The following is a 12,012-nucleotide window of genomic DNA, read 5'->3' as shown; positions in this document are numbered from 1 at the left end:
GTTCAACTCGTGCGCAGCACACGGGACCACCCTGTTAGGAGTCCAATCCCAACTCCGGTGAAGTGGGAGAGAAACGCACTCCCTTCCGCCGAAAAGCGTATCGTAAAGAGTCCAGCGACAATCAACATAATCGTCACAAGACCAGTCCGGGAGACACTTGCCCGGCCAGAAATGGCGGTGTTAGCAAAGGATCCGATTACATACCCACAGAGAGCAAACGCCGCTCCGCTTGATCCGACGATCCAGACTGGTCCACCATCGGAGACGGCAACTGCCTGCAGTTGTATAGCAGTCGTGATAACCCCAGACACGATAAAGAAGAGGTGGAATCGGGTGGCACTCGTCGAGAACGAGATGATCCCACCGGCGATGAGAACAAACAGTGCATTCGACATGAAGTGGGCCGTGTTCAAGTGCGCGTAGTTCGCTGTGATCAACTGCCACCAGTTCTCTTGTAGCGGAACACTCGCGGCGAAAACCGCGGGAGATGAAGGATCGGTTGGCTGAATACCCCAGCCGATAATCGATATCGTCGCCATCACGGCGAGCGTTTGAAGGACAGGATTCGTCGCTATCGAAAACCCGTTCGCGGAACTTTCACTAGCGTCAGGGCCAACCTGCCGCGACGTCTCGACGGCCCGTCCCATATCCTGAAATTCCAGCGAACAGATAAAAATGATTCCCCTACCCTGACAACATGACACTGACCAGCAAAGCATACCTCGAAATTGACATTAAAGGTGGCGACACTACTGGCATCTTCGAGCTTCAGGAGGACCTCTCGGTGACAGGGGACGTAACAAAGCAGTACCTAATCTCGAACCGGGGTCAGATGTTCCGCGAAGCCTTTGACATCGGGACAGACTTGCTCCCAAGCGAGGTCGAAGATGCCGATCTCGAGAACCGGAAAGGATACCACGTCGACGGCGGATCCGGCCACTACCAAGAGACACTCTCGTTCGTCGCCGGCCAAGGCGATCGCTGGGGAGACGGGTCATCGAACGCCAACGATCCCGACGATACGACAAAAACTGACGCGACTGGCTCACATCCGATCTCGATGGCCCACGTTTTCGAATGGTACGTTACCCAAAGCAAGAGCGACAGTTCCGGCGGCGGTCGACTCCATATCGGGGAGTGGACCGACGGATCCCACTCGAGCAGTGCCGGCGCGTTCGGACATCCAATGCCCGTCGCGATCAACGAGTCTAGTGTCACGAAAGACCCGGACAACCCGTCGGCGATCGAGGGGTCGATCACGCTGACCTGGACCTCGATGTTTCCCGACGTCGACCTTGAAGGATCGTACCAGAACGGCCTCAACGATATCGCAGACCTTGTCCAGGACTACTGATCGATGAAGTACATCTACAACAGCCCGATTCCGGAGGCCGCACAGACGAACGAACGTGATCGGCTCGGACAGAAACTCGCCCAAGCAGGCATTCTCCAGGAGGACGGCGCTATCGTCGAGTCCCTCTCCTCGGAGCCAGCTGATCTCACGCTCAGCGGCCAGTACCGCTGGGGAACGGAGATCTCGACGATGCTTGCCACTGAACTAGACGAGCTCGCGGACTCAAGCCTCCCTACATTGCCGCTGTATCGGCGTGGGGGCGGCTACTCGAACGCCGGTTACTACGAGATTGAGAGCGCCGACGTCGAGCCGTTGCACGCGAACGACCGGAGTGTCTGGGCGTATACGCTCTCGCTGAAATTCGTTGGCAAAAAAGGGAGTTACTTCCGGGCGATCGAGCCGAACCGCCGTCAACTCGACCACCCGTTCGGAAATTCAACAAGCCCTGTTCGCGTCGGCGTTCCCACGGCCGCTATGAAGGCCCAGTGGTACAATCCTGAGGACGGATCACGGGCGCCGGCGACGTCGATCGAGACACATGCCAGCGCTGCGGCCGACGTTGACATATACGACCTCGATGCTGGCGAGACCGCAGTCGGCGTGACAAACCCGCTGCTGATCTACGCAGTCAACTATCCGGACGAGCCTCCGTGCGGTACTCGTGTCTACGACACACGCGGCTACAGCGCGAAGTTCACGAGCGATGGGATCCGGCAGTGGCAGACCGTCCACTCGACGGAGCACGATAGTGATGACTCGTTAGTCCTCTCGAACGCCCTCATTCGGCTGCGCCTCGACGAGCCCAACGCCACCCTCGAAGCCGAGGAGTGGGACGACGCGAACACGACCTGGACGACGGTCGGCCTCTCGAAACCCTCGACGGTCGACCTCTACGATGTCGACATGATGGACATCGCGATGGCGAGGATCCGCGCGCAGCTCACGTTCGACGTTGACGGCTCGCTGTTCGCGCTGAACGCGATCCTCAACCGTGGGTACAACGAGGTGCAGTTTACGATCCCGCCGAATGAGAGCGGGCCGATTCCGACGGATCTCGAAAATTGGCTCGATCCGATCGCTTCGGCGAGCGTGGTCGATCCAAATGCCAGCAAGACACTGATCTCGAGAACCGAGGTGCGACGATAGATGCCATCACAGACGTTCACGTCGGACGGGACATGGACTGTCCCCTCAGATGTTGAAATTGTCACGCTCTACCTTTCTGGAGAGGCGGGCAAAGGTGGTGTTGGTGGGTTTGATCCCGGCGCTGGCGGCAGCGGAGGATACGTCGAGGGCGAACTGGCCGTCACGCCGGGCGAAACGCTCGACGTGAACATCGGAGAGGGCCGTTCGGTCGGCGGCGCTGCCTCCAACTACAGCGGGGGAGATGGCGGCGGAAGCGTCGATGTGAGGCAAGGTGGGTCAACAGCATCAGATCGGGTTGCCGTCCCAGCTGGCGGTGGGGGCGGCGGTGCATCCGATAGTGAAGCTGCCCCCGATGGCGGCGCCGGCGGGGCCCTGCAAGGCGCCGACGGGGGGACGAAGTCCCAGGTTGGCCAGGCGACTGGTGGGACACAGTCGAGTGGCGGCACGGGAGCCGGAGGTGGCTCAGACGGCAGTCTGGTGTCTGGGGGCGACGGCGGGAGCAGTGGCAATGCAGGTGGCGGCGGTGGTGGTGGCGGATACTACGGCGGTGGTGGTGGCGAAGGTGGCAGCAACTACGGCGGTGGCGGCGCCGGTGGGAGTAACTATGTCGACGCCCTCGCGACCGTCACGGCGAACGACCGCGGGGGGAGTGCGAAGTCATTTGGCAGCGGAGAAGTGACGATCGCCTACTCCACTCCGCCCAGCGGTCTGTCTGCATCCACGGTACGATACCGCTCTGTGGACCTCACGTGGGACTCTGTCAGCGGAGCTGACGAATACCGCGTCTACCGTGACGGAAGTCAGGTGGGGACCACAACGTCGACGTCGTTCACTGATACGGGACTCGCTCCCACGACAGGTTACACGTGGGAGGTGACGTCGGTGACCGACGGCGTCGAGAGCAGCCCATCCGACCCAGCGAGTGCAACGACCGGCGGGTCGGCGCCGACCGACGTGTCCGTCTCCGTCGTGGATGACGATATTACAGTTACGTGGACGGACACAAACGGCGATGAAGACGGCTACGAAGTACACCGGTCGCAGTCATCGCCCGTTGACACGTCCGGGACGCCGGTCACGACAACGAGCGCGAACGTAGAGTCGTTTTCGGACACTGCGCTGCTCGATGGTGAGCGGTACTACTACCGGGTCGTCGCTGTCCGCAACGGAGAGCGAGGTGACGACTCGGCTGAATTGGATGGTCTCACGGATCTGCCACGGCCGACCAACCTCACTGTTGACAGCGTCAGTGGTCGGACGGCAACGCTGTCATGGACGGATCCAAGCGACAACGCGAGCGGGTACCGGATACTGGTCCGGACCCCGACCGAGCGGAACTTTTCGCAGACCGGCAGCGATGTCGCACCGGTCTCAGAAGGCGAGACCGCGTCGGCGACGACGGGCGACCTACTTGACGGTCAAAAATACGCCGTCACCGTCGAGACGTTTACCAGTGATGCGTCGAACCGGTATGCCGAGATCGACGTCGAGGCAGGGACGACGTTGACGGTCAACAGCGGCGAGACGAAAGACGTGCTCTCTCCGTTCGCGGTGAAAGGGACGGTATCGAACAGCGGAACGGTCGAAAACTCATAAATCAAACTCATGGCACCACAAGAACCACAGTACGAACTGCGTGACCCCTCGGATGGATCGCTCCTCGGAACGATTTACGCAAACGGCAGCGACGGTATCGCTATTCATCATGCCGGGTCCGGTGACGAAGTCGTCCTCGACGGCTCTGGCCTAACGACTCCATCGTTAAGTACAGAGCGTGTAGATACCGAGGTATCATCCATAGGTCAATCTGAACATACGCGAACTTCCGCTTTTAACGGTTCAAACAACTATCGAGTAAGAGAGCAGAAAACCGAAGACGTGTCCGATTCAGCTACAGTAATTATGGATAACGCGGACGATATCGCGGTGAATTTTGTTTTCGGTAAGGTTCAAGGCTCCAGTGCTGGATTTGCTGATATTGTCATATCCATTAGGTGGACGTCCGTTTTAGAGATCACCGGGTTGAATGACACATCGTCAGCTATCCCCAGTCGCAGTTATTCAAAAGGAGCCCCGAGCGAACTTGAATTGGCAATGTCTGACCCGGGCGACCAGTCAGACGTGGTTGTTCGGAGTTTCAAGGGGGTGATCTAACATGGCTACTATAAAAATCGAGCAAGATGGCGTCGAAATTGGGGAAATAGTAGTAATCGGAATTGAAGCGGCAGATATAGACGCAGATGATTATGCCGAAAGGCACGGGTACGACTCGGCCAAAGTGACAGCAACAGTTGAGGGTGACTAACCCCCAGGGTAGTTCCTGAGGTCTTGGTAGCGGTTAGTTCTCAAGCGGCTGTTTGAAACAAACGATAGCAATGACACTCACATTCACCACTGACATCCCCGATGCTGCCGGCCTCCTCCTGGATGCGACTGTCCAGAGTGAGCTGACTGCAACATGGGATGATAACCTCAACAACGGAGAGTTTCGGCTCGAGTGGAAAGAAGAGGACCCGGACACGACGACTACCTATTCGGACGCGAACAGCGCGACTGTCGGCCACGATATCCTGTCGTACACTATCACCGGCCTCCTGGACGGAGAAAAATACTCCGTTCGTCTCCGTTGCCAGACCAGTTACAAGACCGGATCGTGGCTCGAAGCTGCCGACATCACGAAGCTAACTGCTGCCGACCAGCCATCGGTCTCGAGTTCGACGGACACCTCTGTCGGTTTGAGTTGGACAATCAACTCCAACTTCGAGGGATCACAGCAGATCTACCGGCGGCGTACGGACTACAACTACAACGATAATGGCCGACTCATCGCGACCCTCTCGACGACTGCGGCCTCCTATATTGATTCGACCCCCCAACCCGACCGCGAGTACGAGTACGAAGTCCGTGCGCTCACACAGTGGGTCCATGCCGATAGCCCGGCGACGACGGTCTCGACGACTGATTCGCTCGGTCTCGAGGATCGTGCCGTCCCACCGACGGAATGGTACGCGGAGATTGCCCATCCAGACGACCCAACGCTGACGCCACGGATCCTCGACGATCCTGTTCGGCGGCCAACGGTCAACGGCTTCCCGCGCATCGAACTCCCGGTCCCGCAGGACGAGACATGGCACGCAACCGCGTTCGACGATGCGCCACTCTCGGTTTGGCATGACGGCGATCGCGAACCGGTCGACACGCTGGAGCACCGGCGCCTCCGGCCCGATCGGACCGTCCTCGAGGGCCGCGGTGGCACGCAGCTCGACCAGCGAGTGATCGAAGACGTCGACACCCAGAAGACGCACCTATTCGTCGAGGATTTGCTTACGACGCACACCGACTATTCTGTCAACGTCGATACTCCCCAGAGCGAGACTGAGCAGCGGTCGATTCAGGAGGCCGATACGGACGTCGAGCATCAGCAAGCGTTTGTCTCAATCCCCAGCGACCAGCCGCTCGAGTTTACGAGCGACGGCTACTACGCACCGACGCAGACCGGCTGGTTCGTCGAGGCCGAGAACGCGGCTGGGAACGTCCAGGGGACGGTCTCGAGTTCGGACTACAGCGGTGGCACAGCGGCCGGTGTCTTCGGGGACGCTGACGAGTTCCAGCTGACTATCGAGAACGACCATACCATCCCGGCGGGCAACCTCCAGATTCTCTTTCGACGGGATACCCGGAACGTATCAAACCACCACGGCCTCGATCTCATCCTCGATGGGACAACGATCGAGTCGTTGAGTGCTGGCGTTTTGGCCGAGCAACTGGCCTGGTACTCGATCGCCGTCAACACCGAGATCTCGCCCGGCACCCACACGTTCACGGTCGCAGCGACCGGCGGTGGCGAGGACTTCGAGATCGACGCGGTGGCAGCGTACGACAACCGCTTCGGGCACTCCGAGCCCAGCAGCGTCAACGCAGACGGCTATCTCGATGGCCCCGAACTCTACCCGGATATCGCCCGCCTCGAGATGGAGCCGATCGAGACGCCGCTCGGGATCTCCGAGGTCACCCTCGAGGTCGTGACTGCCGACGATGGGACCGTCTCCGAGCTCGCAATCGGCGAGGAGGGCACGACGACCTGGAACACTGCCACCGATGTGAGCAGTCACACTTACTCCTACTCGAGCCTCGCGACGACGGCCCGCGGCCGGATCGGCGTCGGCCGCCAGGGATCGCGAAGTGATGCCGCTCCGGCGACGGGCTTCGACCGCGAGAGGGTTGACTCGCTGACGATGACGGCGCAACTCGACGATACGCCAGTGCTCACTGATCGGTCGTTCGACGGCCGGTTAATCGACGTCCTCCGCGAGGTCGCCGACATCGGCAACTTCGTTTTCGAGGTCCGCGAGACGAGCAGCGGGACGACATTCGAGTGGACGCAGATCGACCAGCGCTCGACCAACGTCGATCCCGACCTCGCAGACTACGATATCGACCGTCAAACCGAGGACGTCGTCGAGAAAGCAGTCATCTACGGCGGCGCCCAGCGGATCACGCGCCAGTCGGTGACCGTCACGGTCGGCTCGTGGGTCGACCTGCCGTTCCCCGATTCGCGACTCGTCGAGGGCCGCGAGACCATCTACGACGGCAGCACGGAGTACGAGCGCGGTACCGACTACGAGATTCGGTATGCGACCAGCGACGGTAATCCGGAGCTCAAGGCGCTATCGGGTGGTTCAATCTCCGATGGAGCGACGGTCTCGGTCGACGCCGACGTCAAACCCCGTGGTCAGTACACGGCCGGCGGCGCAGGGGCAAGTCCAAAGACGATCATCAAGGACATCCCCGGCCTGGCCTCGAAGCAGATGTGTGACCAGGTAGCGCTCTATCTCGTTGAGGAGACCGGCGATGCCTTGATCGAGGCCGACGTGACGGTCCCCCACGACAGCGTCGAGTGGTCGGTGATCGAGGCAATCGACCCCGCGCAGTTGCCGACCGACGGGCCGATGCAGGTCCGCGAGATTGAGAGCAACGCCAGTCAGACGACGCTGCGCCTGGCCTCGAGGCAGTCGGTCGGCGAGGCCGTTCAGGACATCAGGCAGCGAACGCAGCGGAATAGCGAGCGGGTGTGATTGGCGGAGGATCAAGCCGAATTGTATTTTATCAGAACTATTCCCACGGACTCAACATGTGATATCGGGAAAAACTTCATAAGATATCCATGAGCAGTTGAGAATGTCCGGGAAGGATACTCACATCCAAATAGAAAGGAAACAGAGTTTCCTTTCACTCTCCTTTGCCCGGGCGTTTACCTCACCTGCCACGGGCGTTCTTGATGCTACTTGTGAGCTTATAATCATTCGGGACAGTAACGATTCTTCTTTCAAACCCTAAATGCATGTCATAATCATCCTAATCATACATCAGTGCTTCATTTTATCGATCAACCAATAAACTATAGATTTTAAAGTCTCACCCCCAAAGATGAGACTGCTCCCATTCAGGGGGAGCTACGTGAGGCACAGAGGGGGTTTCACGTTGGAGGCGAATCTCCCTTCTGTGGCGCACATTCTGTGCGCGCCCAATTGTAGTCTAAACAGAATTATCAACTTTATGTATATATAGGTTATATTTTATGGTTATCAACAATTCTATTTGCTAATACGGAAAATCACGCCGTGCAGAAACGTCGGCCATAGGCCGACGTCGAAGCCCCCGAAGGTGGTGGGTCAATCGGGTTGGGGTCCGAGATCGGGTGACAGTTTGGCTAATGTCTTCACGGTGGAACGATCTCGAATGGCGAGGTCAGTATGTCTCGGGTCGGATAGATTCTGTCGGGGCAACGACCGAATCTGTTCCCTCGCCATCTCAGCTTTGGGAAAGTGTCTCCATCAATCTGTTGGCCAGGTTAAAAGTATAAGTGATTATTAGAACACATATCCAAAGCAAACGAATTTATTCGGGGCGACTTGTTTACCTATACTGAATGTTGTTACTACAAACGGAACAATACCTCAGGATAGGTTTCGGAAAATCGGAAATCGCCCTCGAACAGTTAATGTTCGCGACAGTCCATTGTGGGTATGGGTTGGAACACAAACGCTGTCCCGTCGCTTGACGAGATCCCCGACCTTCCATCATTGGAGGCCGGCGTCACACTCCTGGAGTCATCGTCTCGTGGAGCGTTCCACGCGCTCGCCGTCGACCATTTGCTCCTCGAGCGACCGGGAACAGCGTGGTGGATCGACACGTACGGGCATGCACAGACCGAACCGCTTGCAGATGTTGCACCGAGTCGACGCGTCCTGAAGAAGATACAGATAGCCCGTGCATTCACTGCATATCAGCACTACACGCTCTGCGACCGACTACTCGAGGATCCTGACTACGGAAAACTCGCAAGCGTCGACCAGGACGACGTCGGCTTGATCGTGGCGCCAGCCATCGACGGCCTCTATCGTGATGACGACCTCGATCAAGACGAGTCCGAGCGAATGGTGGTGTCGGCGCTGGCTCGGTTAGCAGCTGCCTCTCGCCGCTACGAGTGTCCGGTGCTGATGTCGAAGGCTCGAGACGATGAGTTCGCGAAGGCGATCGACAACCTCGTCGACGAACGGATCGAGTGTCTCGAGACCGACGAGGGGGCTCGATTTATCGGAAAAGAATTCGAGTCGCTGGTCTACCCGGTCGGAAATGGGATGTTCCAGACGACGCTCGCGTTCTGGAAGCAGGTTCTCGAGGCCCGCGAGCCGGCGTATCCGACGTCGATCACTGCGGGTTCGATCCGGGAGGTGGCATAGATGGGGAAGACGAACCCCACCTATCGCGACCAGTTGCGTCACCTCGAGGAGGACTGGCAGCCATTCCGGCGGGCACTCCGGGCGCAATATCGCGATGAGTTCGACCAACTCTTCGATCAGGGTCGACAGTTTGCGGATGCTGCTGGGATCCAAAACGAGATGACGGTGATGGAGCCGTTCCTCATGTCGGTGCTGTTAGCTCAGGAGTGTCGGATTCGGGAGTTAGAAAGGTGTCTCGAGGAGTAGGTGGTTCTGATCGGTAAAACGCATTGCCGGCGCAGGCTGCGGTTTGTTTAAAAATAAGCCATTAAAGCATCAATCTAATTCAGATTGTCTGACGTACGTTTATAGAACGGTTCGTTAACGAGTCAATTGGACCATGAGAAAATCTATCCGGTCCACGACTGAAGGAATCGCCTCAACGGTACTTGAACTTCCGAGGCCGCTACGCTACGTTGCGATCACAACGATGGCAATCGTCATCCCAACGATCACTGTGTCAATCGTCATAGTCGGCATTACGTTCGGCGCGACGCTTGCCCCATTCCTCATCGTTCTGATCGTGTTGTGGCTGATCTCAGGCCGAGGTCGCTAAGTACGGTCTGCGAACATTAGATAGGTGCCAGAGGCGGAGGTCAGTGGTAAATCTGTGTGAGGATCCAAGCGGTACGAGGAAAGCGGCCTCTTGCTCCCTTTGAATCGAATTAGCCAGAAGCTTCGCCATATCAATCTAGGATATAGTCATACAACCTGAGATAATGAGTGCACTCCCGAACTATGGGACTATATTGTCCGGATAGCCGCTACGCTGCCGCTCACCCGCTTGAGAAGCCCGGTTTCGACGGCTCAAACCCACCGTTTCTGCTCGTGGATCGGGTCGTTACACCCGCGAGGAGGGTGTGTTATGGAGTGTATATATCGTATAATGCGATATATAATTCGAGGGTTACTCGTCAGGGAGATCGTCGACGAGGCTCTCGTTCTCGATTGTCTCCCGAAGTTCATCAGGCGACATCTCTCGGAGCTCTCGGGCACCGACCAGCAGCGCCAGCGGCCTGAAATAGCGGTTCCGGCCGCCGATCTGTTGGTCGTCGATATCGACGCCGGTCTCCTCGAGGACGTCCAGGGCGACACGCCGATAGATCTGGTTGAGTTCGCTGCGGACATCTTCCGATAGATAGAACGTATCATGCTCCCGTTGCGTCACAGGCTCCAGTTTCTCCTGTTGACTCTGTTGAGTCTGTTCCGCCTGTGGTGACTGTGCTACATCTTTCGCCCCAGTCGTCTGTGGTCCCATAGGCTCCTGTTGCGCCTGTGGCGCTTCCGTCTGCGTATTCCCATCTCCATCTCCATCCCCCTGTTTCGCCTGTGGTGGCTGTTGTGCTCGTGGCGACTGTTCTGCCTGAGGTGCCTGTGGCTCCTCTGTTCGTGAGCGGCCGCGCTGTCTCGATCGCCGGTCGCGCTTCCCTTTCACTCGATCGAGCCGGTTTCGGTCCTCATCTTCGAGCGGATCGTCCTCGTCACTCATGCACTACCACCGGCCTCGAGGCCGAGTTCGTCTACCAAGAAAGCCGCTGCGTCATCGAACGTCGCGACGACGTCCGCCTCCGGCTCGTATTCGAAGATCGACTCGCCTTCGTCGTAGGCGTAGCTCAACGCAACACGCTCAGGAACACGATAGACGGGGACATCGTCGAACACCTCCTCGAGGAACGCCGTCATCTGATCGGCGGCCTTCGTGCTCATTCGGATCCGGTTTACGACAGCGAACTGCTCCTCGACGATCAGTCCGGTCTCGTCCTCGAACGCGGCGACCTCGTCGAACAGTCGGTCGACTGCGCCCTTCGAGCTGGCCTCTGCAGTCGCGGGGACAATCAAGTTCGGCGCCGCATAGAGCGCGTTCTTGAACATCGGGTTGTGCCCTGGTGGCGCGTCGATCACGACGATGTCGTACTCTTGGTCGATGCGATCAAGCGCATCGTTGAGCATCCCATATCCGTGCAGATCGTCGCCGACCGTTGCCGGCGTCACGACCTCCGTCATCATCTCGAGGACATCAGTGACGTCAGTAGCCAGATCGGGACTGATTCTCAACTCTGGATCGTTGTGAAGAACTGCGAGGAAATGCGCCGCCGCGAGCTCCATCGATGCGCCGAGCATGTCGATCGACGATGGCACGAGGTCTGCCTCAGTACCGTTCTGAACGATCGTCGCAATCTCGTCACGCGCATCGATATTCAGGAGGACGTCGAAGATCGTCGGGGGTTGCGCCTCGTACGCGTCGAGGTGACCGAGTGCCTCGGTAAGATTCCCCTGCGGGTCTGCGTCGACGCCGAGGACGTCCAATCCGTGATCAGCGAGACCACCGATTAGACTCGCTGCAACGGTCGTTTTTCCGACTCCGCCTTTTGCGTTCGCCACGACCACCCGTGGCGGACCTTGCGCCTGTGGTGCCTGTTGAGCCATAGGGACCTGTGTGGCCAGTGGCAAGATAAAACTACGTCAGACAAGTTATCTAAGTTTCTTAGATATCGTAGCCAGATAAGACTCACAGACCAGAGATTTAGACAAGATCGAGAGCGTCGCAGAGAGCAATCCGGTGCTGAACTGATGGTACGAGGCGATCCCGCTCCCAATTGCTCACTGCAGCCCTGGTGACACCAACTCGCTCGGCGACATCTGCCTGCGTTAGCCCAGCCTGCCGGCGTCTCACCCGAAGTTCTTGGCCACGGATCGCACGTGGATCAGCGGGTTCGTCGATTTCCTCAC

The 12,012-nt window shown here is 58.2% G+C and carries 11 protein-coding genes; 8 read left to right on the top strand and 3 right to left on the bottom strand.

Features of this window, described 5'->3' with window-relative positions; genetic code table 11:
• Positions 1-2 precede the first annotated feature (2 nt).
• Positions 3-647, bottom strand: coding sequence for a rhomboid family intramembrane serine protease (locus HYG82_RS43845; protein WP_235218297.1), 645 nt, complete (start codon positions 645-647; stop codon positions 3-5).
• A gap of 50 nt (positions 648-697) precedes the next feature.
• Between HYG82_RS43845 and HYG82_RS43840 the strand changes: the two genes are divergently transcribed.
• The 8 genes from HYG82_RS43840 to HYG82_RS43805 all read left to right on the top strand — a co-directional run bounded on the left by HYG82_RS43840 (position 698) and on the right by HYG82_RS43805 (position 9,489).
• Positions 698-1,354: a hypothetical protein gene (locus HYG82_RS43840; RefSeq protein ID WP_235218296.1), complete on the top strand. Its 657-nt coding sequence runs from the start codon at positions 698-700 to the stop codon at positions 1,352-1,354.
• Positions 1,355-1,357: 3 nt separating this feature from the next.
• Positions 1,358-2,500, top strand: coding sequence for a hypothetical protein (locus tag HYG82_RS43835; RefSeq protein WP_235218295.1), 1,143 nt, complete (start codon positions 1,358-1,360; stop codon positions 2,498-2,500).
• Positions 2,501-4,096 (top strand): fibronectin type III domain-containing protein, encoded by a 1,596-nt coding sequence (locus HYG82_RS44420; protein WP_179259630.1) that lies wholly within the window; start codon positions 2,501-2,503, stop codon positions 4,094-4,096.
• A gap of 9 nt (positions 4,097-4,105) precedes the next feature.
• A complete protein-coding gene (locus tag HYG82_RS43825; protein ID WP_179259629.1) occupies positions 4,106-4,654 on the top strand; it encodes a hypothetical protein in 549 nt (182 codons plus the stop codon).
• A gap of 1 nt (position 4,655) precedes the next feature.
• A complete protein-coding gene (locus HYG82_RS43820; RefSeq protein WP_179259628.1) occupies positions 4,656-4,805 on the top strand; it encodes a hypothetical protein in 150 nt (49 codons plus the stop codon).
• A 70-nt stretch (positions 4,806-4,875) separates the two neighbouring features.
• Positions 4,876-7,575: a fibronectin type III domain-containing protein gene (locus HYG82_RS43815; RefSeq protein WP_235217809.1), complete on the top strand. Its 2,700-nt coding sequence runs from the start codon at positions 4,876-4,878 to the stop codon at positions 7,573-7,575.
• Between the two features lie 951 nt (positions 7,576-8,526).
• Complete coding sequence (locus HYG82_RS43810) at positions 8,527-9,243, top strand: hypothetical protein (protein ID WP_235218294.1); 717 nt, start codon at positions 8,527-8,529, stop codon at positions 9,241-9,243.
• Positions 9,244-9,489 carry a DUF8156 family protein gene (locus HYG82_RS43805; protein ID WP_235218293.1) on the top strand — a complete coding sequence of 82 codons (246 nt, stop codon included), beginning with the start codon at positions 9,244-9,246 and terminating at the stop codon, positions 9,487-9,489. It begins immediately after the preceding gene.
• 700 nt (positions 9,490-10,189) lie between these two features.
• Here HYG82_RS43805 and HYG82_RS43800 read toward each other — a convergent pair.
• Together HYG82_RS43800 and HYG82_RS43795 are read right to left on the bottom strand one after the other, a co-directional pair.
• Positions 10,190-10,771, bottom strand: a complete 582-nt coding sequence (locus tag HYG82_RS43800) for a DUF8160 family protein (RefSeq protein WP_235218292.1) — start codon at positions 10,769-10,771, stop codon at positions 10,190-10,192.
• Positions 10,768-11,709 (bottom strand): ParA family protein, encoded by a 942-nt coding sequence (locus HYG82_RS43795; RefSeq protein WP_235218291.1) that lies wholly within the window; start codon positions 11,707-11,709, stop codon positions 10,768-10,770. The genes HYG82_RS43800 and HYG82_RS43795 overlap by 4 nt, the downstream gene beginning before the upstream one ends.
• Positions 11,710-12,012: the final 303 nt, after the last annotated feature.

The organism is Natrinema halophilum, from assembly GCF_013402815.2.
GTDB classification, from domain to species: Archaea; Halobacteriota; Halobacteria; order Halobacteriales; family Natrialbaceae; genus Natrinema; species Natrinema halophilum.
This window is presented reverse-complemented; position numbering and strand designations above follow the sequence as displayed.